General features: G+C 73.6%; 16 protein-coding genes and 2 pseudogenes. 7 read left to right on the plus strand and 11 right to left on the minus strand.

The annotated features are described in order from the left end of the window. Positions 1–21: 21 nt before the first annotated feature. The 5 genes and pseudogenes from RI578_RS05690 to RI578_RS05710 form a co-directional block, all read right to left on the minus strand. Positions 22–777: pseudogene (locus RI578_RS05690) on the minus strand (YbhN family protein); the annotation flags it as partial. Positions 778–929: 152 nt separating this feature from the next. Further along, positions 930–1,958, minus strand: coding sequence for a hypothetical protein (locus RI578_RS05695; protein WP_310875677.1), 1,029 nt, complete (start codon positions 1,956–1,958; stop codon positions 930–932). A gap of 395 nt (positions 1,959–2,353) precedes the next feature. Next, complete coding sequence (locus tag RI578_RS05700; RefSeq protein WP_310870041.1) at positions 2,354–3,574, minus strand: glycosyltransferase family 4 protein; 1,221 nt, start codon at positions 3,572–3,574, stop codon at positions 2,354–2,356. Beyond that, positions 3,571–3,969, minus strand: coding sequence for a 6-carboxytetrahydropterin synthase (locus RI578_RS05705; RefSeq protein ID WP_121750136.1), 399 nt, complete (start codon positions 3,967–3,969; stop codon positions 3,571–3,573). The genes RI578_RS05700 and RI578_RS05705 overlap by 4 nt, the downstream gene beginning before the upstream one ends. A 149-nt stretch (positions 3,970–4,118) precedes the next feature. Then, positions 4,119–5,099, minus strand: a complete 981-nt coding sequence (locus RI578_RS05710) for a zinc-binding alcohol dehydrogenase (protein WP_310870042.1) — start codon at positions 5,097–5,099, stop codon at positions 4,119–4,121. Positions 5,100–5,208: 109 nt separating this feature from the next. Here RI578_RS05710 and RI578_RS05715 point away from each other — a divergent pair, with 109 nt between their 5' ends. Beyond that, positions 5,209–5,982, plus strand: a complete 774-nt coding sequence (locus RI578_RS05715; RefSeq protein ID WP_310870043.1) for a CDP-alcohol phosphatidyltransferase family protein — start codon at positions 5,209–5,211, stop codon at positions 5,980–5,982. Between the two features lie 255 nt (positions 5,983–6,237). Here RI578_RS05715 and RI578_RS05720 read toward each other — a convergent pair whose 3' ends face one another. The 4 genes from RI578_RS05720 to RI578_RS05735 form a co-directional block, all read right to left on the minus strand. Further along, positions 6,238–7,479 carry an MFS transporter gene (locus tag RI578_RS05720; RefSeq protein WP_310870044.1) on the minus strand — a complete coding sequence of 414 codons (1,242 nt, stop codon included), beginning with the start codon at positions 7,477–7,479 and terminating at the stop codon, positions 6,238–6,240. Beyond that, positions 7,476–9,266, minus strand: coding sequence for an ABC transporter permease subunit (locus RI578_RS05725; RefSeq protein ID WP_310870045.1), 1,791 nt, complete (start codon positions 9,264–9,266; stop codon positions 7,476–7,478). Before RI578_RS05725 ends, RI578_RS05720 begins: the two co-directional genes overlap by 4 nt. A 3-nt stretch (positions 9,267–9,269) precedes the next feature. After that, a complete protein-coding gene (locus tag RI578_RS05730) occupies positions 9,270–10,772 on the minus strand; it encodes an ABC transporter substrate-binding protein (RefSeq protein WP_310870046.1) in 1,503 nt (500 codons plus the stop codon). A 105-nt stretch (positions 10,773–10,877) separates the two neighbouring features. Continuing rightward, positions 10,878–11,414 carry a GNAT family N-acetyltransferase gene (locus RI578_RS05735; protein WP_310870047.1) on the minus strand — a complete coding sequence of 179 codons (537 nt, stop codon included), beginning with the start codon at positions 11,412–11,414 and terminating at the stop codon, positions 10,878–10,880. A 208-nt stretch (positions 11,415–11,622) separates the two neighbouring features. On the opposite strand from RI578_RS05735, the gene RI578_RS05740 reads away from it, so the two are divergent. Beyond that, complete coding sequence (locus tag RI578_RS05740; RefSeq protein WP_310870048.1) at positions 11,623–14,400, plus strand: glycosyl hydrolase; 2,778 nt, start codon at positions 11,623–11,625, stop codon at positions 14,398–14,400. An 81-nt stretch (positions 14,401–14,481) separates the two neighbouring features. Here RI578_RS05740 and RI578_RS05745 read toward each other — a convergent pair whose 3' ends face one another. Beyond that, complete coding sequence (locus RI578_RS05745) at positions 14,482–15,501, minus strand: alpha/beta hydrolase family protein (RefSeq protein WP_310870049.1); 1,020 nt, start codon at positions 15,499–15,501, stop codon at positions 14,482–14,484. Positions 15,502–15,564: 63 nt separating this feature from the next. Further along, positions 15,565–17,195: pseudogene (locus RI578_RS05750) on the minus strand (phosphodiester glycosidase family protein). 231 nt (positions 17,196–17,426) lie between these two features. On the opposite strand from RI578_RS05750, the gene RI578_RS05755 reads away from it, so the two are divergent. From RI578_RS05755 to RI578_RS05775, 5 genes are all read left to right on the plus strand, one after another. Continuing rightward, a complete protein-coding gene (locus RI578_RS05755; protein WP_310870050.1) occupies positions 17,427–17,948 on the plus strand; it encodes a hypothetical protein in 522 nt (173 codons plus the stop codon). Next, positions 17,948–19,342, plus strand: a complete 1,395-nt coding sequence (locus tag RI578_RS05760) for a hypothetical protein (protein WP_310870051.1) — start codon at positions 17,948–17,950, stop codon at positions 19,340–19,342. The genes RI578_RS05755 and RI578_RS05760 overlap by 1 nt, the downstream gene beginning before the upstream one ends. Next, positions 19,339–20,775, plus strand: coding sequence for a VWA domain-containing protein (locus RI578_RS05765; protein WP_310870052.1), 1,437 nt, complete (start codon positions 19,339–19,341; stop codon positions 20,773–20,775). The genes RI578_RS05760 and RI578_RS05765 overlap by 4 nt, the downstream gene beginning before the upstream one ends. Positions 20,776–20,848: 73 nt before the next feature. Then, a complete protein-coding gene (locus RI578_RS05770) occupies positions 20,849–21,973 on the plus strand; it encodes an AAA family ATPase (protein ID WP_310870053.1) in 1,125 nt (374 codons plus the stop codon). Continuing rightward, on the plus strand, positions 21,922–24,954 hold the full coding sequence (locus tag RI578_RS05775; RefSeq protein WP_310870054.1) for a DUF5682 family protein: 3,033 nt from the start codon (positions 21,922–21,924) through the stop codon (positions 24,952–24,954). Before RI578_RS05770 ends, RI578_RS05775 begins: the two co-directional genes overlap by 52 nt. Positions 24,955–25,211 lie beyond the last annotated feature (257 nt).

The raw sequence follows: 25,211 nt of genomic DNA on the forward strand, positions 1-25,211 counted from the left end.
CACGGCCACGCCCAGCCCGGTGCCCGCGCCCAGCCCGGCCGCCCCGAACGCCCAGGCGGTGACGCCCTCCCGGGGGCCCCAGCCGCCGACGTTCAGCGGCAGTCCCATGGCGAGCAGCGCCAGCACGGCCAGCGGCGTCAGTACGGCGACGGAGGCGCCGCTGCCGGCCACCCGGGCGGCGAGGACGAACATCGCGAGGTGCCCGGCCAGGACGACGACGGACGACACGGCGACCCCCGGCAGGTTCCGCCGGGACAGCAGCCCTTCGCGCGCTTCGCGGAGCGTCGCCCGCAGGGCCCCGGCCGCTGCCCGTCCTTTGCGGGAGGGGGCCCGGTTCATGCGCAGGGCGAGGACGACGGCGAGCGCGCCGAGCACGGCCATTCCCAGGAGCGGTGCGAGGTGCCGGGTCCCGGCCAGCACGGGTGACTCCATCGTGAGCAGCACCGCGACGCCGACACCGATCAACACGACCTGCCCGGCGCCCCGTTCGAGGACGACGGCCCGCACGCCCCGCCCCAGGTCGCCCGCGCTCCGTCCGTGCCGTACCGCGCGGTGCACGTCGCCGAGTACGCCGCCGGGGAGGGCGGCGTTGAGGAACAGCGCGCGGTAATAGTCGGCGACGGCTGGTCCGAGTGGCAGCCGGATGCGCAGGCCCCGGGCCACCAGGGCCCAGCGCCAGGCGCTGAACACCGTGGTGACCAGTCCGATCCCGAGCGCCGCCAGCAGCGTGGGCGCGTCGATGCGGCGCAGCCCTTCCAGGAACACACCGGTCCCCATCCGCCACAGGAGTACGGCGAGGATGGCGACGCCGGCGACGGTGCCGAGGTGGGTGCGCAGGGCGCGGCGGCGGGGGTGGTCGCCGACGGGCGCCGCGTCCCGGCGTACCGCCGCCGGCAGGGTTCCCGTCGCCGCCTGTACCGTCGGTGCGCTCACGAGGCCCCGCCCGTCGGCCGGCACAGGGCCAGCAGGTCGGTGTGGTGGACGACGACGCGCAACTCCCCCGCGGCGCAGGCCGCGAGGCGCTCGTCCAGGTACCGGCCGGCCGGTTCGCGCAGTTCCGGGCGCTGTTCGACGGCCGCGCGGACCCAGCCCCGTAGCCACTGGGCGGTGAGCGCGGCCTCGTCGGGGCCCAGCCGCCAGGGGCTGGGGTGCGCCCGCACCGTGGCGCCGTGCTCGGCGAAGGCCTCCGCCGCGACGGTCACGGCGTCCGGGCCGAGCATGCCGGTACGCCGCTGGTGGTCGTTGAACGCGTCGGCGATCTCGGCGTCCAGGGGGTGGGCTGGAGTGAGGTCCACGCGCCCGGCGACGGACAGGGTCAGCAGGGCCGGGCAGCCGGCCGAGGCGCAGGCGGCGGCGAGCGTGCGGACCTCCTCGGCGGTGAGGACGTCGAGCAGCGCGGACGCCGTCACCAGCGCGGCGCCGGCCAGCGCGTCCGGGGTGAGGCGGCCGAGGTCGCCGCGCCGAGTCTCGACCGTGACGCGGCTGCCGTCGGCGGCCGAACGCGGGGCGGCGACGGCGGCGAAGTGCAGGAGGTAGGGATCGTGGTCGTGCAGCACCCAGTGCTGGGCGCCGTCGAGCAGCGGGGCGAGCCAGCGTCCCATCGAGCCGGTGCCGCAGCCCACGTCGTGCACGACCAGCCCACCCGCCCGCCGCGGCAGGTTGGCGAGACGGATCCGCAGCGGGTCGAGCAACTCGTGCGCCCGCGCGGCGCCATCGGCGGGCTCACGCAGCCGTAGCCACTCGGGGGCATACCGCGGAGGTTCACCGGGGCGCCCCGGCTCCTCGCGCAGGCGGAGAGTGGCCCGCTCGGCGGAGGGCTGCGCGGGGTGGTCGGTGAGGGGACCGGCGGGAGGACCGGCGGGGGGCTGCTCGGGGCGGTCGGTGAGCGGCTCGGCGGAGGGCCGGCCGGGGCCGTCGGCGAGCGGATCGGCGGTGGGCCGCCCGGGGCCGTCGGCCAGCGACTCAGCGGACGACCGTGCAAGGCCGTCGGCGAGCGGATCGGCGGACGACCGCCCAAGGCCGTCGGCCAGCGACTCGGCAGAGGGCCGCCCAAGGCCGTCGGCCAGCGGATCGGCGGACGGCTGCCCGAGACGGTCGGCGAGCGACTCGGTGGAGGGCTGCGCGGGGTGGTCGGTGAGGGGACCGGCGGAGGGCCGCCCAAAGCCGTCGGCCAGCGGATCGGCGGACGGCCGCCCGAAGCTGCCGGCCAGTGACTCGGCCGAGGGCCGCCCGGGGCGTTCGGTGGGCGGATCGGTCGGGCCCGCGCCCGGGATCACGCCGCTCGCCGAGTCGGGGGCGTGCTGGGGGCCTGGCTGGGACGGGATCGCCCGCGTGGCCGGTGCCGTGGTCTTCCTCATGCCGCCCTCCGGGGTTCGCTCGGCAGCCGGTGCAGTACTCCGGCCAGGCTCCGGGCCGTGGTCGCCCAGCCGTCGAGGGCGGCGCGGCGGCCGCGTGCCGCGGCCTTCAGCCGGCGTCGTACGTCCGCTTCCCCGAACCAGCCGCGCAGTTCGGCGGCGAGCGCGACAGGGTCCTCCGGCGGGACGAGGATGCCGGGCACCCCGCCGTCGGGAGCGCGCCCGACCGCCTCCGGGAGGCCGCCGACGTCCGTGGCCAGCACAGGGATGCCGCGCGCGAGGGCCTCCGTCACCGCCATGCCGTACGTCTCGGCGTACGAGGTGAGGACCATCAGGTCGGCGGTGGCGTAGGTGGCGTCCAGTTCCGCGCCGGCCCGCGGTCCCGCGAGGACCAGCCGGTCCTCCAGCCCGTGCCGCGCGATCAGCGTCCGCAGCCGGCCGACGTACTCCGGGTCCTGCCCGAGTCCGCCGACGCACACGCAGCTCCACGGCAGGTCGGCGACCGCCGACAGGGCCTCCACCAGCCGGTGCTGGCCCTTGCGGGGTGTGACGGCGGCGACGCACAGCAGCCGCGAGACGCCGTCCGTGCCGGGCGCGAGGGGCGCGATGTCGGCGCCGGGGGCGGCGACGTGGACGCGGACCGGGTCGAGGCCGTGGTGGGAGACGAGGCGCCGGACCGCCCAGTCGCTGGTGGCGACGACGGACGGGACGGCCCGCAGCACCGCGCGTTCACGCGCGTCCAGTTCGGCGGCCACGGCGGGGTCGAGGCCGGTCTCGTCGCCGAGCGGGAGGTGGACGAGGACGGCCATCCGCAGCCGCTCCGCCTCCGGGACCACGACCTCCGGCACCCCGCAGGCGACCAGGCCGTCGAGGAGGACGACGGCGCCGTCCGGCAACCGGCGCAGGACGCGAGCGAGTTCCGCGCGGGCGGCGTCGTCCGGCCGTGGCCAGTCCCCGGCCACGGGCAGACCCCGTACCCGCCAGCCGAAGCCCGGCAGGTCCAGCCGCACCCGCCGGTCGTAGGCGTTGCCGCCGCTCGGCGCGGCCGGGTCGTCGACTCCGCCCGGCATGACGAAGTGCACGGAGCGCAGGGACATGGGGATGATCCCCCCGTTCCTCGGGGCCGAAGCCGGCGCGGACGTCTGTGCGGGGACGTAGGTGAGCCGAGTGCGACCGGCGGCGGTCGCACCGGTCGCCGTCTCGATGGACGTGTCGGTCACAGCGCACGCTCGTAACTCGCCCAGGCGACGTGCGACTCGTGCAGGGTCACGGTGAGGCCGGCCAGGCCCTTGGCCCCCTCGCCGAGCCCGCCCTTGTGGACGCGCTCGGCGAGCCGGTCGGCGATGACCTTGGCCAGGAACTCCGTGGAGGTGTTGACGCCGGCGAAGTCGGGTTCGTTGTCGAGGTTGCGGTAGTTCAGCTCGCTGACGACGGCGCCCAGTTCACGGGTGGCCAGTCCGATGTCGACGACGATGTTGTCCTCGTCCAGCTGCTCGCGCCGGAAGGTGGCGTCCACCAGGAACGTCGCTCCGTGCAGGCGCTGCGCGGGCCCGAAGACGTCGCCGCGGAAGCTGTGGGCGATCATGATGTGATCGCGGACGGTGATGCTGAACAACGGACGACCCTCCAGGTGTGGCACGTCTGATCCCCCGCCGATCGGTGCGCGGGGTGCCGTCTATTACGGCTCGGTGCCTTCCCTTGTTCAGCGGCCCGTACGTCTTTTCTCAAGGTCAGGCGCCGATGCCGTCCCCGGCGGGTGGAGGGTCAGTCGCCGGGGTACCGGATCCGGTGGCACAGCGCGGGGATCTCGCCGGAGGCCAGTCGCGCCAGCACGTCCGGCAGTTCGGTGAACGCGGACTCGCCGGTGACGAGTGCGTCGAGCGCCGGGTCGGCGAGCAGGTCGAGGGCGAGGGCGAGCCGGTCGGCGTAGGTGCGGGTGGCGCCGCGCGCCGGGGAGACGGTGCCGACCTGGCTGCTGCGCACGGTCAGGCGCCGCGAGTGGAAGGCCTCGCCGAGCGGGAGGGCGACGCGCCGGTCGCCGTACCAGCTCAGTTCGAGGACCGTCCCCTCGGGCCGCAGCAGCTCCAGTGACCGGGCGAGGCCCGCCTCCGTCGCACTGGCGTGGACGACGAGGTCGAGGCCGCCGAGGGCGTCGGCGGGGGACGCGAAGCCGATCCCGAGGGCCTCGGCGACCTCGGCCCGGGCCGGGTCGGCGTCGACCAACTGGACGCGGACGCCGGGGAAGCGGGCCAGCAGTGCGGCCACCGAGCAGCCGACCATGCCGCCGCCGACCACGGCGATCCGGTCGCCGACCAGGGGCGCCGCGTCCCACAGGGCGTTGACGGCGGTCTCGACGGTGCCGGCGAGCACGGCCCGCTCGGCGGGGACCTCCGGGGGCACCGGGGTGACGGCGGCGGCCGGGACGACGTACCGGGTCTGGTGCGGGTACAGGCAGAAGACGGTGCGTCCGAGGAGGGCGGCCGGACCCTCCTCCACCACACCGACGTTGAGGTAGCCGTACTTCACCGGCCCCGGGAAGTCACCCTCCTGGAACGGCGCGCGCATGGCCGCGTACTGGTTCTCGGGCACTCCGCCGCCGAAGACGAGCGTCTCCGTGCCCCGGCTCACACCGCTGAAGAGCGTACGCACCAGCACCTCGCCGGCCGCGGGCGCGGACAGCTCGACGTCGCGGATCGCGCCCCGGCCTGGCGATTCGAGCCAGAACGCACGTGCCATGCCTGTCATCGGATGTCCTCCTGAACGATCGGGAAGCCGCCCACGTACCGAGGGATGCACGAGCCGCGCACAAGGTAGCGGCGTTGATCGACTCTGTCACACGGCCGGAGGGTGTTCGGTGGCCCTGAACAACACGTACGACGCGTACGACGCGAGGCCCGTTCAGCAGGAGACCGCGGTGGGGGCGGGCGCGCAGATCCTGCTCCTGTCGCTGCTCGGCACGGCGATCGGGATGGGCACGGCGGGCTGGCTGACCGGCCTCGCGTTCGCGTTCGCGACCTGGGCGGTGCTCTCCCGGGCCCTGCACCGTTCCCGGCTGCCGTCGTTCGGCCCGGCCAACCGGGTCACCCTCGGCCGGGCCACCCTGGTCGGCGGGGTCACGGCCCTGGTCGCGGACTCCTTCCGCAGCGCGCCGCCGGTCTCCCTGCTCGTCGGCCTGACCGCCGTGGCCCTGATCCTGGACGGCGTGGACGGCAGGGTCGCCCGCCGCACCGGCACGTCGTCGCAGCTGGGCGCCCGCTTCGACATGGAGGTCGACGCGTTCCTGATCCTGGTGCTCAGCGTGTACGTCGCGATGGACCAGGGCCCGTGGGTACTGCTGATCGGCGGCATGCGCTACGTGTTCGTCGCCGCGGCCCGGGTGTGGCCGTGGCTGACCGCCCCGCTGCCGCCGAGCACGGCCCGCAAGACGGTGGCCGCGCTGCAGGGCGTGTTGCTGCTGCTGGCGGGCGCGGAGCTGCTGTCGCCCGCGGTCAACACCGGGGTGGTCCTGCTGGCGCTGGGGCTGCTGGTGTGGTCCTTCGGCCGGGACGTGCTGTGGCTGTGGCGGACGTCGCGGACGCGGAGCGCCGCCCCGGCGGCCGAGGCGATGCGGGAACTCGTCGCTCAGTGAGGCTTCTCGGGCGCCCGACGGTGGCCGACGGTGGCCGACGGCCTGCTCAGGCGCGTCCCCGCCGGTCGCCTCCGACCGCGCCTGACCGCGTCTGACCGCTCCTGTCCGCGTCCGTCCGTGCCAGTCCGCGTCCGCCTGCTCGTCGTCCTTCCCGCGGGCTCGCGGGCCTGTCGGATCGACTCGGCCTTCATCCACGGCAAGGTCGTCCGAAGGGCGGGGCAATGCGCCAGGGCCGGTCGAAGGTGCTCGGGTGGCTCAGTGGCGCCGGGGCAGCAACCCCGCCGCCGCCAGCGGTACGGCGGCCAGGACCAGCCACGGCACGGCGGCCGGCAGCCCGCTGTCCAGCAGCAGTCCGGTCGCGGAGCTGCCGGCCAGCACGATGAACCCGGAGACCGAGGACAACGCCCCGGTGTACAGCCCGAGCCGTCCGTCCTCGGCGAGGTCCGGCACCCAGGCACGGGCGACGGGCGCGACGAGCATCTGCCCGAGGGTGAGCAGCACCACGAACCCGGCGGCGGGCACCAGCCCACCGGTGCCCGTCCACCCGGCGGGCCGCGCCACCGCGACGACGGCGAACCCGGCCGCGACCAGCACCAGCCCCGCCACCATCGACCGGCGCGGCGCCAGCCGCTCCCCCGCCCACCGCGTCACCGGCAACTGCGCGGTCACCACCAGCAGCGAGGACAGCGCGAACAGCCAGGCCAGCGGCGCCTGCGAACCGGCGGCGCGCTCCACCTCGGCGGGCAGCGCGAGGTAGAGCTGGTTGTAGGCGAGCAGATAGGCGCCGTACGCGCAGCACAGCGCGAGGAAGCGCCGGTTGCGCAGCAGCAGCCGCGCCCCGCCCTTGACCCGGACCCGCGCCCGCCCGGGAATGCGCTGCGGCAGCAGCCACGCGTGCCCGGCGAGGACGAGCACGAAGACGCCGGCGCCGGCCAGGCACGCCGTACGGAAGTCGACGGCGAGCAGCAGAGCCCCCAGCAGCGGCCCGACGAAAGCCCCCGCCTGCCCGGCGACGGTGAACAGCGCGAGCACCCGGGTCCGGTCCCCGCCCCCCTCCTCCTCCCGGACGACGGCCTGTCTGGCGACCTCGGACTCGACGGCCGGCGAGAAGAGCGCGGCGGCGAACCCGATCAGCAGCACGGCACCGACGACGGCCCAGGTCCGCTCGGCGAACCCGAGCCACCCGAACCCGGCGATCCGCAGCACGCATCCGGCGAGTACGACCGGCCGGATGCCGTACCGGTCGGCCAGCGCCCCGCCGACCACGAACAGCCCCTGCTGGCTGAAGGTCCGCAGCCCCAGCACGAAGCCGACCAGCCACCCCGCCATGCCGATGCCCTGGCCCAGATGCTCGGCGAGGAAGGGCAGGACCGCGAAGAAACCGACGTTGAAGGCGAGTTGGGTGACGATGAGCAGCCGGAGCAGTGGGGAGAGCGGGGCGGGCGGGGCCCCGCGGCGGGGCTTCCGCACGAGCCGGCCGATGGACGGTGCGGTCATCGGGCGCCGACCAGTTCCTTCTGCTCGACGACCGCTGGGCTGACGACCGGGGACGTGCGCCGAGGCCGCCGCCGGGGCCGACGCAGTCCGCCCGCGGCGGTGACGGCCAGCGCGCCGAGCAGGGCGAGGACGGCGGCGGGGGCGAGGACGGCCCAGGGGGCGCGCTCGGCGTAGGGCTGGTTCTCGGCGAGGAGCAGGCCCCACTCGGGGGACGGCGGCTGGGCGCCCAGGCCGAGGAAGCCGAGGGAGGCGAGCGCGAGGGCGACGCCGGGCAGCCGCAGCAGAGCGTGCCGGAGGACGGGGGGCAGGACGGCGGGCAGCAGTTCGCGGCGCAGCAGGTACCACCGCCCGGCGCCCAGCCCCCGGGTGGCGGTGATGTGCAGGGTGGCGCGTTCCTGCCGCAGCAGCGAGGAGGTGTGCGCGGCGAGCGGCGCCCAGGCGACGGCGGCCACGGCGAGGGCGGGCGTGGCCGTTCCGCTTCCCGCGACGGCGGTGACGAGCAGGGCGGCCAGCACCGGCGGTACCGCGTTGACGGTGTCCACGAGCGGTGCCGACACCCGGGGTACGAGCCCGAGGAGTACGCCCGCGAGCAGCGCGGCGGCGGTGATGGCGGAGGCGAGGAGCAGCGTGTCCAGAGCCCCGTGGCCGACGCGGGCGAGCAGGTCCCGGCCGAGGGCGTCGGTACCGAAGGGATGGTCGAGGGAGGGCGCCCGCAGCCGCTCCCCCGTGTTCAGGGCGAGCGGGTCGCGCGCCAGGCCGAAGCCGATGACGGCGAGCAGGACGACGCCGTAGAGCAGGGGCAGCAGTCCGCCGGCGGGCGGGGCGGGCCGGTGCAGGGAGGAGAGGGCGCCGTCGCGCAGCGCGGGTCCGGTGAGCAGACGGGCGGCGACGCGGGTGGCACCGGTCGCGAGCGCGGCGAGGAGGACGAGGGCGAGGGTGCCGGCCTGGAGGACGGGCAGGTCCTGGGCGAGGGCGGCCTGGAGGGTGGTGCGGCCGAGCCCGGGGATGTCGAAGACCTGCTCGACGGCGACGGCCCCACCGGTGAGGCCCACGACGAACAACCCGAGATTGGGCAGCAGCGCGGGCACGCACCGCCGCAACGCCTGCCGAGCGATGCGCCGGCCGGTCAGCCCCCGGGCGGCGGCGGCCAGCGCCCACGGCTCACCGAACGCGCCGGGCAGCAGATCGTCGAGCAGCCGCCCGAGCACCGCCCCGGCGGGCAGCCCGAGGGCGAGCGCGGGCAGCACGGTCCACTGTGGCCCGTACCACCCCAGCGCGGGCAGCCATCCCAGCTGCACCCCGACGACGGTGGCGAGCACGGAGGCGACGAGGAACTCGGGCAGCGAGGCGACGACGGCGGAGGCGGTGCCGCCACGCCGCCGCCCACCGAGCCGCCGCCGGGCGCCGAGCCTGAGCGTGCGGGCGCAGATGAGCCCGGCGGTGAGGGCGGCGACGAGAAGGGCGACGGCCATGAGCAGCAAGGAGGCTCCGAGCGCTTGGAGCACGTCGGGCAGGACCTCGCCCCCCGAGATCCACGACCGCCCGGCGTCACCGCGCACGAGCCCGCCGAGCCACCGCCCGAGCAGGTGCAGCGGCCCGTCGCCGAGCCCGAGCTGCGCGCGGATGTCGGCGAGCACCTCGGGCGTGGGCTCACGCTCGACCGACCGTGCCTTGAGAACCGTGTGGGCCGGATCGGTCCGCGTCAGCCACGGCAGCAGCCCGATCCCGCACACCAGCCCCGCCGCGAGGACACCTCGCCACACGACGGTGGCCACCTGCTGCCGCACGGGTCAGCGCCGCGTGCCGGTGCCGACGAGGGTGCGCTCGTACGGGTCGAGGATCACGCCCTGTACGGAGCTGCCGACGCCGGTGATGATCCGCTGGTGCACGAGCGGCACGACGGCGTCGCTGCCGAGGATGCGGGCCTCGGCGGCCATGGCGGCGTCCTGCCGCTTCGCGGTGTCGGCGCTCTGCTCGGCCTTGGCGACGGCCGCGTCGACGTCCTTGTCGCAGAGCTGGGCGATGTTGTATCCGCCGTCGCAGGTGTAGTCGCTGGCGAGGACGGCGACGGGGTCACCGGTGTCGACAAGGGTGTTCCGGGCGAGAACGAACGCGTCGAACTTCCCCGCCAGGGCGTCCCCCTCCAGCCGCGAGTACTCGCGGACGGTGAGCTTCACCTTGAACCCGGCCTTCTCCAGCTGCTGCTTGACCACCTGGGCGACCTCGGGCAGCTCGGGCCGGTTGTCGTAGGTGGCGAGGGTGATGGTGTCACCGTCGGCCTTCTTGCCCGCCGCGCGTCCGACGGGCTCGGTCCGCTTCCCCTCGGCCCAGGTCACGGCGGGCCCGTAGACCCCCGCACCGGGGTCGGCGTACCCCTCGTACACGTCCTTGGCGAACACGGAGGCGTCGACGGCGGCGCGGGCGGCGGCCCGCAGCCCGGCGTCCTTGAAGACCCCGGACGAGGCGTTGAAGAGCAGGCTGGTGGTCCGGGTGGTGGCGGTGTCGCGCCGCGTCTCCTCGTCGAGGGTCGCCGCCTGGGCCACCGGGACCGCCTCGGCGATGTCGAGCTCGCCGGTCCGCAGGGCGTTGGCGCGGGCGGTGCCGTCGGCGATGAAGCGGGCGTCGATGCCGGAGGCCTGGGCGCGGCCACCCCAGTAGTCGTCGAACCGGTCGAGGGAGGCGGAGGTGGCGCCGTTGACCTTGGTCAGCTCGAAGGGGCCGGTGGCGGTGCCGACGGGGTCGACGCGGCCGCTCTTGTCGTAGGCCTCGGCCGACAGAACGGCGAGGCTGGGACTGGACAGCCGCAGCGGCAGTACGGGGTCGGGCTCGGCGGTGGTGATCCGGACGACCCGTTCGCCCTGGGCCTTCGCGGTGAGGGTGACCCCTGCCAGGGCGGCGGGCGCGGGCTTGGCGTCGGTGGCGTGGGTGAGTGAGTCGGCGACGGCGGCCGGGGTGACCTCGCTGCCGTCCTGGAAGGTGGCGTCGCGGAGCGTGAACTCCCAGGTGTTGTCCCCGTCCCGCCGCCAGGACTCGGCGAGCGCGGGGGCGGCACTGCCGTTGGCGTCGAGCGCGGTGAGGCCCTCGGTGACGGCGAGGCGGCTGAGGAGGGTGGCGTCGGCGCCGTACGGCGAGAGTCCCTCGGCGGGCGGGAAGGCGAGGGCCACGCGAAGACGGGAGCCGTCACCGCCGCCACCGTCCCCGGAGTCGTCACCGCCTCCGGAGGCGAAGCAGCCGGCTATCAGCGGGGCGAGTATGAGGGGGGCGAGCAGCCGGGAGCGGCGGTGGGAGCGCATGGTCCTCGGATCGATCGGGGCGGGGCGGGCGAGCGGGGCGGGGCGGGGCGAAGGCGCAACGGATCGGAGACTACATGACAATCATTTCCATCGACTGCCGCCCCCTCACACCATCGGCACGTCGAAGTGCACGATCCCCTGCCCGCCCCCCGCATCCTCCCGCTCGTCGTGCACGACCTTCGCGAGCGACCGCCAGAACGGCTCGGCACCGGTGACGGCCGGGTCGGTGTGCAGATACACGGCCCGGTAACCGCCGTCGGCGGCGGCGAAGGCGAGCAGCTCGTCGACGAGCCGCCGGGCGAGACCGCGCCGACGGTGCCCGGGCCGGACGTACACCCGGCGCAGCTGCGCGGTCACGCCGGAGGGGTAGCGCTCGGCGACGTGGCGAGGATTCGGCGGGTGCGCGGGACCACGGGAGTCGAGAGCACCGGTGGCGACGACCTCGCCGGCCGCGTCGACGGCGACGAGGAGGGTGTGCCGCTCGGGGGACACGTAGGCCCCGGCCAGGTCGATGATGTCGCCGTGCCAGCGGGGGACGTACCCGGTGCCGAAGTCGCGGTAGACGGTGTCGAGCATGACGGCTCGAGCCGGGGCGAGGTCGGCGGGGGTGGCTGTCCTGATGCTGTAGTCACTTTCACGCACTTGCACATCGTACGCATTAACGTAATGCGCTGGTCCTCACCCCCTGACGGGCGCCACCGGTCTCCGGCGAGACGCGAAGACCTGACGGAAGAAGGCGCGGCATATGCCTCCTGTGTTCAATCCATTGACAGTGCATTACACGGGCTTTACGTTCCGGCCATCTGAGAGCGCTCTCAGAGACTCCCCCTGTCACGACTTGAGGTGACGCATGCCAGCCCCACGCACCAGACCGGCAACCGTTCTGCTGCTGGCCTCGGCCCTGGCCGTCGTCGGTCTCGGCCCGGCCGCCGCGCCGGCGGCCGCCGCCACCGTCCCCGTAGGCTCCGGCAGTTACTCCGACACCCGGCCCCCCGGAACGTCGGGTCCCACCACCAACACGGGAACTCCGGTCACGCCCAAGGTGACCGCGGCCGTCAAGGACCGGCCCGTGCCCACCAACGACTGGTGGTCCTCCCTCGCCTTCCAGCGCTACGGCGACAACCCGTACTCGACCCCCATGTACGGGCACCCCCTCACCTACCAGGCCACGGCCGGCGGGCTCGACGTCGGCTATCCGACGACCCCCGCGATCGTCGGTGACGGCCGCCAGTACGAGTACGCGCACAAGCGCGACCTCACCATCGGACTGACCGGCCTCAACTCCCCCGACACCAAGGCCGACGACTGGTCCGACTGGACGGTCACCCCCTACTGGTCCGACGGCGCCCGCACCCTGCGCACCACCATCGGACACGGCTCGCCGTTCGTGTACGCCAAGGGCTCCGGCGGCAACGCCCAGATCACCACCGCCGGCGCGCCCACCGTCTTCGCCGACCAGGGCAACGTCCTCGGCATCACCGTCGCCGGGCACCACTACGCCCTCTTCGCGCCGACCGGCAGTGACTGGAACGTCGCCGGGTCCACCGTCACGGCGGGTCTCGGTTCCAAGGACTACTTCTCCGTCGCCGTGCTGCCCTCCACCGGCGCGCTGGCGACGTTCAAGAAGTACGCCTACAGCTTCGTCACCGGCTCCAAGGTGGCCTGGGACTACTCCGGGGGCACCGTCAAGGCCACCTACACGCTCACCACCGAGGCGAAGGAGGGCACCGAGCGCGGCACCCTCCAGGCCCTCTACCGTCACCAGTGGCTGCATACCACGGACCCCCTCACCTCCTACACCTACGTCTCGCCGCGCGGCACGATGAAGGTCCGCGAGTCGGCCTCCTTCACGACGAGCCAGAAGGCCTCGGCGGTGCTGCCCGCGCTGCCCGAGTCGAACGGCGTGGACACCGCCCGACTGCGCGGGTACCTGAACGAGGTCGTGAACGCCGCCGACCCCTTCTCCGGAGCGACCGACACCTACTGGACCGGCAAGGCGCTCGGCCGGCTCGCCCAGCTCGTCCCGGTGGCCGACCAGATCGGCGAGACCGCCGTCCGCGACCGGCTTCTCAGCCTGATGAAGGGCAGGCTCCAGGACTGGTTCACGGCGGGGGGCGCGAACGAGTTCAGCTACGACAAGGACTGGAAGACCCTCACCGGCTATCCCGCCTCCTACGGCAGCGACGCCGAACTCAACGACCACCACTTCCACTACGGCTACTACGTCTACGCGGCGGCGATCGTCGCCCAGTACGACCAGGCGTGGGCCGCCGACTCCGCGTGGGGCGGCATGGTCAAGACCCTCGTGCGGGACACCGCCAACCCCAGCCGCACCGACGCCGCCTTCCCCTTCCTGCGCGGCTTCGACGTCTACGCGGGCCACAGCTGGGCCTCCGGCCACCAGGGCTTCGCCGCCGGCAACAACCAGGAGTCCTCCTCCGAGTCCACCAACCTCAGCGCCGCCCTGATCCTGTGGGGCTCCGCCACCGGCGACACCTCGCTGCGTGACCTCGGCACCTTCCTGCTGACCACCGAGTCGGAGTCGATCGCCCAGTACTGGTTCGACGCCGACGAGCAGGTCTTCCCGTCCTCCTTCGGTCACGACACGGTCGGCATGGTGTGGGGCAGCGGCGGCGCCTACGCCACGTGGTGGACCGCCAACCCCGAGGAGATCCACGGCATCAACGTCCTGCCCGTGACCGGCGGATCGCTCCACCTCGGCGGCGAGAAGGCCGCGATCCGGCGCAACATCGCCGAGATGGAACGGGAGAACGGCGGACCGGCCGTCGAATGGCGCGACATCCTCTGGGAGTTCCAGTCCTTCGCCGACCCGGCTGCGGCCAAGGCCAAATGGGATGCGGGCCACGCGGGCTACACCCCGGAGCAGGGAGAGTCCAAGGCGCACACCTACCACTGGATCAACACCTTCGACGCCCTCGGCGCCCCGGACGCCACCGTGACCGGTGACATCCCCACCTCCGCCGTCTTCACCAAGGGAACGACCCGGACCTACGCGGCCCACAACCACGGAGCGACGGCCCGCACGGTCACCTTCTCCGACGGCAAGACCCTCTCCGTACCGGCCCGTTCCACGGCGACCGGCACCGGGTCGGGTTCGACGGACCCCGACCCCGACCCGGAGCCGCCGACCGGCAACACCTTCCAGCTGCGCAGCGGTGGCGCCCTGACCACGGCGACCGGCGGCACGGCGGGCAGTGACACGATCGCCTCCGGCGGCGGCGCCAATCACGACGGCACCCCGTACCAGCCCCTCGTCTACGAGGTACGCGACGTCGACGGCACCCTCACCCCGGGGGCGCGAACCGCCTTCCGGCTCCAGGTGGACGCGGGCAGCACGGTCGGGCTCGGCCAGCAGGCCCGGGTCAGCTACGACTTCACCGGTGACGGCAGCATCGATCGGACCGAGACGTACCACTACTTCGCGACCGACCCGGTCACCGGATGGGAGGAGTACACCCAGGCGCGCGGTCTGAAGGCGTCCACGGGCACACCGGCCGATCTCAAGAACGGCACCGTACGACTCGAGGTGTGGAGCGCCATCGGCAACGGCACCTCCAGGCTCCAGACGGGCACGGACAAGTCCGTGCTGGTCATCCCCTACAGCTGAACCGGCGAACACCGTGCGACGGGGACCGGCATCCGGTCGGGCCCCGTCGCACCGGCATGTCCGCCGCCCGCGCCCCGCGCCTCAGTCGTGCACGCGGAGCGCACCGAGCAGCATCGGCAGGGACGCGTGCAGTTCGCGTTCCCAGTACGGCCAGGCGTGAGTGCCGGGACCGTAGAAGTGGGTGGTCACCTGCTTCGCGCCGACGCGCCTCAGCTCGGCGGCCAAGGCGTGGTTCTGCCGGTTGAAGTCGGCTTCCAGCGCGCTCACGCCGCCCGGCGCGTCCAGCGGCCCCGTCGTCCCGTCACCGCAGGACAGGTACACCGGGATCGACCTGAGCCGCTTCGCGAGGTGGAAGGGGTCGTGGGCCTGCCAGATCCGGCGTTGCGCGACGGGGTCGCCCCAGACGCGGAGGGGGTCGTTGTTCTGGCCGGCGAAGAAGCCCATGATGCGGGCCACCGACTCGTCGTCGAGGAGGGGGTGGGCCGAGCCGGAGTAGGAGGCCGTCGCCTTGAACATGCCGGGGTGGCGGGCGGCGTAGAGGAGGGCACCCTGGCCGCCCATCGACAGGCCGGCCACCACGCGGTCGCGGCCGGCGCCCCAGTCGCGTTCCAGGAGGCGGCGCAACTCCTCCGTGTGGAAGGTCTCCCACGCCGGGTCGCCGCCCTCGCCGTGATTCCACCAGTCGCTGTACCAGCCGTTCCAGCCGGCCTCCGGCATGACGACCAGCACGTCGCGCAGGCTGTCGGTCTCCGCCACGTCGGTCATCGCGGTCCAGGAGGTGTAGTCGCCGCAGCAGCCGTGCAGCAGCCAGAGGGTGGGCCAGTGCCGGCTGCGTCGGTCGTGCGGGTTCCAGCCGTCCGGGGTCAGGAGGCGGACCTCGACCGTGCGGCCGCCCAGCGCCCGCGACCGGACCGACAGGTCGATCTGCCGGTCCGCGACCTGGGTGACGGCGACGACTTCGGCGGCGCCGGGGCGGGTGATGCCCGGCTGCCCCGCGGCCAGTGCCGGGGCGGTCGGCGCGAGGGTGGCCAGGAGGACGGCCAGGACCAGGAGGAACCTGGCTCTGAGGGGGGACGGGGCGGTTGGCACGTTCGCGAACACGGCGGCTCCCTGGGTGGGTTGCTGTTCGTCGCGCTGTGTGCGTAGGGGGACTGCGTGCGGAAGCTAGGAGTCGGTTCTGGGGCTGCGGGGCAGGACCAACAGGGCCTCGCCGACGGCGCGTTCGCCTGCCGCGTCCGAGGGGTCGTTGATCACGTCGCCGTGCGCGACCATCGTCGTCGAGCCGCCGCCGTCGAGGTTGACCGCGTCGCGCAGGCCCAGTGACTTGGCGACCTCGGCGCTCTCTCCGATGCTGAGCCCGAGGGAGTCCGTGCTGCGGCCGTCGGCGGTGACGAGGACGGTGCGGCCGGCGGCGTCCACTCCGGCCAGCGTGCGCGGATTGCGCTTGTGGACCCAGCCGTAGTACCAGCTCGGGTCGCTGGGGTGGACCATGCCGTCGGTGGCGGGGGTGATGTGGAGCCGGCCGTCGCGGACCAATTCGGGGCCGGCGTTGAGGATGTCGGTCCGGGGGGAGGGTGAGACGCGGTGGCCGCGTTCGTCGAGCAGGGTGGTGCTGACGCGGAGGCGGTGGCCGGCGTGTGCGAGGGCGGTCAGGTCGGCGACGCGGTCGCCGGTCGCCTGGATGGAGCTGCCGCCCGGCGGGAGCGTTCCGCCTCGTGGTGAGCGCAGCTCCACGACCCGGTCGTGAGCGTCCAGTACGGCCTCCAGGCCTTCGCCTCGGGGCGTGTGCCGGCCGTAGTCCGGTGTGAAGGTGACCAGGTCGTCGGGGTTGGTGCAGGTGACGTCGTGCAGGGGCAGCGAGGTGGGCGCGTCGCCCTTGGTGCCGCCGCAGTTCCGGATCAGGCCCGGGACGCGGTTGACGCCGTTCAGGCGGAGGGTGGAGTCGCGACCGGTGACCCGGCCTCGCCAGGTGAGACGCGTGACCTGCGTTCGCCGGCCGTTGTCGTGGATGACCAGGCCGGGACGTCCGGCCACCGGTTCGCTGAGCAGGCGTCCGTCGTACACGCCCACGCCTGCCGGGTCGCCCGGTGCGCCCGCCTTGGGGTCGAGGACGAAGAAGCCGGCGTTGACCGCGGCGGTCGCGTCGGCCGGCGCCGCCAGTGCGCTGGTCGTCTCGCGGTTCTCCAGGTCCGGGCCGTAGGACGCGTCGAGGCTGCCGCGGAATCCGCGCGGGTCGATGGTGAGCACGTCGACGTGCCATGGGCCGCGGTCCGTGGTCTCGCCGTCCCAGCCGGTGTACACGGCGGATCCAGTGTGCCCGCCGCTCTCAGGCGTGCGCGTTCGGACGTCGCGGCGGCCTGTGAGTCATACGTCCCGATGCGGACTCGCCAACCGAGGGTGCCGCCCGCGTAGTCGGCCGTCCTCGGCGTCGTCACCTGTTCCACGCGGGCCTGGAAGCCGTCCCGTTCCAGCTCGGCGGCCAGTTCGTCGGCGCTCGCCCTGTCTTTCAGGGCGGTGGGCGGCGCGTCGGGGTCCGGCGAGGTGTCGCCGCCGGGGACGGAGACCTCGACCGTCCAGTGGAGTGCCGGGTCGTCGGCGTTCCCGCGCACGATGCGGGTGAGGGTGACGCCCGGCTGGAGGGTCGTGGTGGTGCGGGTCTCGGGCAGGTTCGAGGGGCCCAGGGGCAGGGTGTGCGGCTTCGGTCGCGGCGCCGGGGACGATGCCTGTGCCGGCAGTGCGCCCACCGTGACCAGGACGCCGAGGACGGCACCCGCACCGCACAGTCTCTTCTTCATCTGCACCGCCTGGATCGAGGACCGGGGACGAACACGCGCCATCCTGTCCGCTCACCGCTGACACGGACATGGACAGCCGCCCAACGTCCACTGCACAAGTAGCGACCGGTTCCGGACCGACGTCAAGGTCGCGGCTGTGTCCGGGGCGTTGTCAGTGGTCGCCGATAGATTCGATCTCGTTCCGCCGAGGTGGCGTGAACATCCCCTTTCGCATGCATGGGAGATGGTGCGTTGTCCGTCTGGGAGAAGTCGAGCACGGCGCGGGTGGTGCCGGCCGCGCGGCCGCGGAAGCTTGCCAAGGTGCCGTTCGTCGAGCTGGCCGACGGGCGGTTGCAGGGGGTGGTGTCCAGTGGGTCGGACATCGGGCGCGTGTACGTGTCCTCGGTCGCGTCGGGGTCGTACGCGTACGCGTGCAGCACCAACAACAACCGTCCCTGCGGCGGGGCGCGCGGCTCGTTCTGCAACCACATACGCGCGCTCGTCGGCGAGGCCGTGCTGCAGTACGGGGCCGAGCGCGTGGGCCGCTACCTGAAGGTCGAGGCCGGCGACGGGGAACCCGACGCGCACTCGCTCACCTCCGCCATGACGTCCACTCGGCCCGGGTCGGACGACACTTCCGCGGCGGCCCAGGTGTTCAGCCGGTTCCTGCGGCATCTTTCCTATCTCGAACTTCCGGCCACCACTGGCCCGTTGCCCGAGATGCAGTGGTTCCCGACGGCCGGCCTCCCGACGATCGGGGCGGTGGCTGCCTGATGCGTGTCGATCTGCTCTCCGATGACGTCGAGGGGCTCGACGAGGCCCTCGCGGCCGTGGACGGTTTCGACGAGGCTCTCGTGGGCGGGCTGCTCCGTCCGCGGCCCGCGCAGGCCGCGGGGCTGGCCGGGATCGCCGACGCCGCCGCCGGGACGCCGCTGGCCTCGCGGGTCGCCGAGGCCGCTGACAAGACGGCCGCCGGGGCCGGCGACGAGGGGCACTTCGTCGCGCTCGCCGCCGCCCGTACCGCTCTGCTCGGGTCAGTGCACGACGCGCTGATCGCCAGGGTGGCTGAGTCCCTCGATCGGCCGGGAGTGGTCGATGCCTCCGCCGGTTCGGTGCCGGGCGGTGAGCATGCGGTGAATCTGCTGGTCGCCGCGCGCAGTTGGCTGTGCGATCTGGCGCGGGCCGGCTGGCGGGGCATCGATCACGAACTCGTCGGCGGGGCAGCGCCCGTCGTCTCCGCGATGCTGCCCGACCCGGCGCTGCGCCGGCCGGCCACGCTGCTCGACGGGTTCGCCGCCGAGCTTGCCGCCTGCTGCCCCGGGGCGACGCTGGAGCAGGTTCCGGTGCGTCGCTGGGCCGACCTGTGGGCGCGTGCCCTGTTGCTGACGCTGCCCGGGGCCGCCTCCGCGCCCGCCGTGGGCGAGGCGTCCGGGCGGCTGCTGCCGCTCGGTGTCGACGTCCAGGAGCACGCCACCGCCGTACAGGCGCAGGTGCACGCGGTGTTCGAGCCTGCGGACGGCGGTACGCCGCGGCTGGTGCGGGCCTCGGTGTCCGCGCCGAAGCCCGACACGGTCGTCGGGGCCGGTCTGTGGCAGCTGCTGCGGCCGCACATGTCCCTGCTCGCCGCCGTGAGCGAGGGGCGCTCCATGGACCTCGACGCGATGCCGGTCACCGCCGAGGGTGATCTGGTGTGGGACGACGCGCGTGCTCGTGCGGGTGAGCCCGCCGATGCCTTCGTCACCGCCCGGGTGGCCCTGCCCACCGCCGCCCCGTTCGACGTGTCGCCGCTGGACCGGCATCCGGCCCGGATCGCGGTGCCCGTCCTGGTGGAGGGGTACGGCGTGGCGGACGGGGCCGACGGAGTCGTGCTGGAGGTCGCCGGGGGCCGTCTGGGCGTCGACGCGGGCCGCGTGCCGGCCGCCGGGCCGCTCACCCCGGAGGTCGTCGCCTCGTCCACCGCTTGCCTCGGGCTGCTGCGCTGGAACGGCGGGCGGTTCCTGCTCCAGCCGCTCGCCGTCGAGCGGACCGTGCGGAAGAAGACCGTCGCCGTGCATGCCGGGGCCTGGGCCGGGGGCACGACCGACAAGGCCGGGGTCCGGGCCGAGAAGGCCGCCACCGACGCCGTCACGGTGCTGCGCGAGCGCGCCGGGAAGCTGTTGCGGAAATGACCCGGCCCACCAGCGGGGAGGTCCCCGCTCCCGACCCGCACGACAACCGGCGGCAGGTTCTCTACTGGCGGCTGCTGGCCCGGCTCTTCGACCCCGAGGAGCAGGCGACCCTGGAGTCGGCGAGCCTCGCCGTCGTCGAGGACATCGGTCTGCCTCCCGCGCTCCTCGACCCCGACGCGTCCGTCGGCTCCGTCGTGCAGCGCCATCCGGAACTGGCCGCCGAGTTGGACGGGTTGATGGCACCCGAGCCGGAGGAGGACGGCGCACGGGACCGGGCCGCCGAGGTGCGGCGCGCGGCGCTCGCGTCGAAGGTGCTGCTGAACGTCTTCGCCTCCCGACCCGGCAACGTCACCGCCGAGCAGCTGGCGCGCTGGCAGTCCGACGCCGAGTGGTTCGAGCGTGCCCTCGGCTGCCGGCCCGGCGACCTGCGCGGCGGGCGGGGCGGACAAGGCAGCGGCACCAAGCCGGCGGGGGCCGGTGGCGGCGTCAGCCCGACCGGTACCGGGGGCGGCGGGCACACGCCCGACCTCAGCCGCCTCATCCCCGCGATCGGGCCGGAGCTGGGCTCCATCGAGGCCGGTCTCGTCAAGCGCATGCAGCTGCGCGAGGTACTGGCCGACCCCGCCCTGGCCTCCCGGCTGACGCCGAGCATGTCCCTGATCGAGCAGTTGCTGCGGGACAAGAACAACCTCTCCGGCGTGGCCCTGGCCAACGCCAAGGCGCTCATCCGCCGTTACGTCGACGAGGTCACCGAGGTGCTGCGCACCCAGGTGGAGAAGTCCACGGTCGGCGAGCTCGACCGGTCCGTGCCGCCCAAACGCGTCTTCCGCAACCTCGACATCGACCGGACCATCTGGAAGAACCTCACCAACTGGAGCCCGGAGGAGGAACGGCTCTACGTCGACCGCCTCTACTACCGGCACACCAGCCGCAAGACGACACCCCAGCGGCTCGTCGTGGTCGTGGACCAGTCGGGTTCCATGGTCGACTCGATGGTCAACTGCACCATCCTGGCCTCCATATTCGCCGGACTGCCGAAGGTGGACGTCCACCTGATCGCCTACGACACGCAGGCGTTGGACCTCACGCCCTGGGCGCACGACCCGTTCGAGACGCTGCTGCGCACCAAGCTCGGGGGCGGCACCGACGGCACGGTCGCCATGACCCTCGCCCAGCCGAAGATCTCCGAACCGCGCAACACCGTCGTGGTGTGGATCTCCGACTTCTACGAGTGGCGCCACCAGGAGCTGTTCGACAGCATGGCCGCCATTCACCGGTCGGGCGCGAAGTTCATCCCGGTCGGCTCGGTGACCAGCTCCGGGCGCGGCAGCGTCAACCCGTGGTTCCGGGAGCGGTTCAAGGACCTCGGCACACCGGTGATCTCCGGTCACATCAAGAAGCTCGTGCACGAACTCAAGACGTTTCTCACCTGATCGCCTGATTACCGCACACGCCCTTCATGCCCTTCATGTCGTCGTGATCACCGTACGGAAAGGCTTTCCCCTCATGTCCGACCTGCTGCGCGCGCCCGCCGAGATCAAGTATGCCGAGGAGCTCGACTGGCTGGAGTCGATCGACGACAGTCCCAAGCCGTTCTCCTGGCGGCTGTCGCCGAAGATGGTCCGTCTGTTCATTCTCGGCTCCGAGCGCTCCGACGGCCTGGACCGCGAGGTCTCGCAGAAGTGGTTCGGCGACCGCAGCTTCGTCGAGCGGTCCATCGTCACCCTCGCCTCCGACCGCGGTCTGCTGCTCATCGGGGACCCGGGTACCGGCAAGAGCTGGCTGGCCGAGCTGCTGTCCGCCGCGATCAGCCGCAACTCCACGCTGGTGGTGCAGGGCACGGCCGGCACGACCGAGGACCACATCAAGTACTCGTGGAACGTCTCCATGGTCATCGCCAGGGGGCAGTCGCGGGAGTCGATGATCCCCTCACCGATCATGACGGCGATGGAGGCCGGATCCATCGGCCGTTTCGAGGAGCTGACCCGCTCCACGAGTGACGTGCAGGACGCGCTGATCTCCATCCTCTCCGAGAAGTACATCTCCGTGCCCGAACTGGAGAGCGGTGCCGGGGACGACAACATCGTCTTCGCCAAGCCCGGCTTCTCGATCATCGCCACGGCCAACAGCCGCGACCGGGGTGTCAACGACCTGTCCTCCGCGCTCAAGCGCCGTTTCAACTTCGTCCGCATTCCGGTGGTGACGAACAGGAAGAGCGAGACGGAGATCGTCCGTTTCCGCACCGAGGAACTGCTGCGCCGGCACGCGATCGACCTCGACGTGCCGCCGAACCTGCTCGACGTGCTCCTGCAGAGCTTCGCCGACCTGCGCGCGTCCGCCGCGGCGGCCGGCAGCGACGACGAGAAGCTGGAGTCCGCGCTGTCGACGGCCGAGCAGATCGGCGTGCTGGAGGACGCCGTCCTGCACAGCAACTTCTTCGGTGAGCGCGCCCTGACCGCGCGCACCCTCGCCTCCTCGCTCGTCGGCTCCCTCACCCGCCGCGAGCCGGAGGACCTGGCCATCCTCAACAAGTACCTGCACGGTGTCGTCGAGCCGCGCAGCAGGGAGGAGGGCGGCTCATGGTCCGAGTTCCTGGAGGGCGGCCGCGACGCGATCGCCACGCTGTCGTGAGTACGCCGCAGGAGAGCACGCCGTTCGCCGCGCTCCGTGGGCAACTCCAGGAGGCGGCCGCCACGTTCGCCGGCGGACCCGACGCCTTGGAGGGCATCCTCCTCGGCCTGGTCGACGACGTCGACCGCGCGGTGCGCGAGCCGCTGGAGATCTTCCCCGTCTGTCACCACTCCCCCGCCTCGGCGACCGCGATGGCCCGGCGGCTGCGCGAGAAGCAGCCCAAGGTCGTGTACCTGGAGCTGTGCGAGGACATGGCGCCGCTCCTGACCGAGCTGCGCAACTGCCGGCTGCCGGTTGCGGTACAGGCCTTCGCCGGCGACGTCGACGGCTTTCCCGCCGAGTGGGCGCCGCTGTCGGTCGTCGCGCCGATCACCGAGGCGTCCGCCGAGTACCAGGCCATCGCGTACGCGCTGGACACGCCGGGTGTGGAGCTGGTCCTGGTCGACCGCTCCTCGGACCACGTCTTCCAGTGGGACAGCAGAGGCGAGCAGGCCGGGGAAGCCGCGGCGGAGGGCGCCGTCCCCGCGGCCGAGACCGGGACCGAGCCCGGGCTGCACGGAGAGGCCGTCGGTGTCGAGATCGGCGACCTGCGGCCGCGCTTCGCCGAGTTGGAGGAGCACCTGCTGCGGCACGGCAAGGTGCGGCACTGGTCCGAGTGGTGGCACCAGTATGTCGAGGTGCCGCTCGGCGACAGCGCCGGCGACCACGCTGCCGACCACGACACCTACCGCCAGGTCATGTTCCTCATCGGCAGCCTGTTCCGGCGGCTCGCCCCCGGCGACGGCGCCAGGGTCCGCGTGGACGAGGACCGCGAACGGTACATGTGGACCCGGATGCGCGAGCACCTGAGCGCGACCGGGACCGATCCGGCGGACTGCCTGTACGTCTGCGGGGCCTTCCACGCGGCCAGCCGGGTCGCGGAGTTCGGTTTGGGCGGCACCGACACGTTCACGATCTCCCCGCGCTCCGCGACGGCCTGGCAGTACGGGCTGATCCCCTCCAGCCACGCCGCGATCGAGGCGCAGTTCGGCCTCGCCGCGGGGTCCGTGTCGATCGCCTCGACGGAGTGGGCGAAGAGCCTCAAGCGCACGCGGGTGCAGCCCTACCGGCTGGCGGGTCAGGCCGGTGCGAAGTCCTCGGCGAGGAAGGCCTCCGCGAAGAAGGCTCCGGCGAAGCAGCCTCCCCGGAAGAGCGCCACCGCCTCGCCGCCGGAGTCCGACGACGCCGCGGACCGGCTTTCCGGCTTCCTGCGCCGACCGCCCGTGCTCGACGGGCTGGACGAGGCCGAACTCCTCAGCTGGTCCGTGGACATCGTGCGCGCGGCCCGGCGCAACGGCTACCTCGCCTCCACCGCCGACGCCATCGCGGTCTTCGAGACGTCGATCCTGCTCGCCGGCATGCGGGACCGGGCCAAGCCGACGCCGTACGACTTCCAGGACGCGGCGGTCACCTGCATCGAGAAGGACGCCGTTCCCGGACGGCGGGACGTGCGGCGCCTCGTCGAGATCATGATGGGCGGCGACCGGATCGGCCAGGTCGGCTACGAGGCGCTGCCGCCACTCGCCCGGGACGTGCACGACCGGCTGGAGCCGCTCGGGCTGAAGCTCCAGCAGCGCGGCGTGCAGCGGGCGCTGCTCGACATGGTCTCCCGGCCGGAGCTCCAGGCGTGTTCCGACGTGCTGTGGATGCTGCGGCGGCTGCTGCCGCACGGGGCGGCACGGCCGATCATGGGTGAGCGGCGGCTCGGTGAGCGTTCGATCCAGGAGTCGTGGGACCTGGCGATCGGCACCCACCAGCGGGCTCTGATCGAGCTCGGCTACGAGGGCGTCAGTATCGAGCAGGTCCTGGAGCAGCGGTTGCGGCGCGACGCGTACGGGCCGCAGGCGACGACGGCGACCGTGCTGGCCGCGGTCGAGGACGCGACGCTGTACCTGCGCAGCCGGCGTCTCGCCGACGAACTCGGCACCCACGCGCTGAAGGTGCTCGCCACCGAACGCAGCGTCGACGGCGCGCCGGAGGTGCTGCGCCGGGTGCGGGCGCTGCTGGCGTACTACCGGACCAGCGAGCCGGTCCTGCCTTCGTGGGTCGAGGCGTTCGTCAAGACCGGATACGCGCACTACTGCACGCTGCTGCCGACGGCGTTCCAGGACGAGGAGGCGACGGTCGGGCAGGTCGCGGCGATGCTCGGCTTCCTGTTCAGCATGGAGAGCCTCGCGCTGTCGCTGGGCTGCGACCGTGCGCAGCTGGACCTGGCGGTCGCCCAGTCGCACCCCGACGATCCGTCGAAGACGGCCCTGCTGTGGGCGGCGCGGGTGCAGCTCGGCACCTTGTCGCGGGCCGAGCTGCGGGCCCGGTGCGACGCGCTGCTGGACAACCCGCTGGTGGTGCCCGCCTACCCGCGCTATCTCAGCGGCTTCGTGCACGCGCTGGAGCCCGTGCCGGGGCTCGCGGACGTGGTCGTGGAGGCGGTGTCGAACGCGTTCGGGCGGCTGCCGGACGCGGTGCTGCTGCCGTGGCTGCCGCTGCTGATCACGACCTTGCGGTCCGGTGCGGGGGAGCTGGCCCCGCTGCTGATCCGCGAGGCGGGGCGGATCTTCCCGGGCCGGCTCGTGGAGCTGGACGCGTGGGTGCCGCCGTGGCGGGCGGCTCCGGCCCTCCCCGCGGCCCGCCGGACGGAGGCCGAGGAGCCCGGCCGCCGGGGTGCCGCTCTGCTGACGGCGCACCCGGGGGCCTGCGACGCGGTGGCGGAGCTGCTGGGCTGCGCCGGGGAGTGGGCGCGCCCCGAGGACACGGCCGGTCCGGGGCCGTCGGGTGCCAGGCTGCTGGCCGCGCACCCGGCGACCTGCGACGCGGTGGCCGGCCTCATCGGCTGCGACGGAGAGTGGGCCACGAAGGCGACTCCCACCACCATCGGCGCCGTGCTGACGGCTCGCCATCCGGACGCGGCGGCCGCCTGGGAGTCGCTGCTCGCGAGAGCCTGACGGCGAAGGCCGGGGCCCGGGCCGTCCGGGGCCCGGGCCGTCCGGGGCCCGGGCCGTCCGGGGCCCGGGCCGTCCAGCGTCCGATCACACCCCCGCGAGCCTGTCTGGACGCGCCCCGACAAGCAAGCACGCCGGGACGCACCCCAACGAGCGTGCATGCCGGGACGCACCCCGACAAGCCAGGGCTCCCCTGCGTCGCCCAGGGCATGCCCTGGGCGACGTCCGAGCAACTCAGGCTGGTTCGTCGGCGCCGGCGC

It is taken from the genome of Streptomyces sp. BB1-1-1 (assembly GCF_031597775.1).
Lineage (GTDB): Bacteria > Actinomycetota > Actinomycetes > Streptomycetales > Streptomycetaceae > Streptomyces > Streptomyces thinghirensis.

Bases quoted from the DNA above. Each gene is read 5' to 3' on its own strand.
- RI578_RS05710 (WP_310870042.1), bottom strand. From the start codon at position 5,099: ATGACAGGCATGGCACGTGCGTTCTGGCTCGAATCGCCAGGCCGGGGC.
- RI578_RS05720 (WP_310870044.1), bottom strand. From the start codon at position 7,479: ATGACCGCACCGTCCATCGGCCGGCTCGTGCGGAAGCCCCGCCGCGGG.
- RI578_RS05730 (WP_310870046.1), bottom strand. From the start codon at position 10,772: ATGCGCTCCCACCGCCGCTCCCGGCTGCTCGCCCCCCTCATACTCGCC.
- RI578_RS05740 (WP_310870048.1), top strand. From the start codon at position 11,623: ATGCCAGCCCCACGCACCAGACCGGCAACCGTTCTGCTGCTGGCCTCG.
- RI578_RS05760 (WP_310870051.1), top strand. From the start codon at position 17,948: ATGCGTGTCGATCTGCTCTCCGATGACGTCGAGGGGCTCGACGAGGCC.
- RI578_RS05765 (WP_310870052.1), top strand. From the start codon at position 19,339: ATGACCCGGCCCACCAGCGGGGAGGTCCCCGCTCCCGACCCGCACGAC.
- RI578_RS05770 (WP_310870053.1), top strand. From the start codon at position 20,849: ATGTCCGACCTGCTGCGCGCGCCCGCCGAGATCAAGTATGCCGAGGAG.
- RI578_RS05775 (WP_310870054.1), top strand. From the start codon at position 21,922: ATGGTCCGAGTTCCTGGAGGGCGGCCGCGACGCGATCGCCACGCTGTC.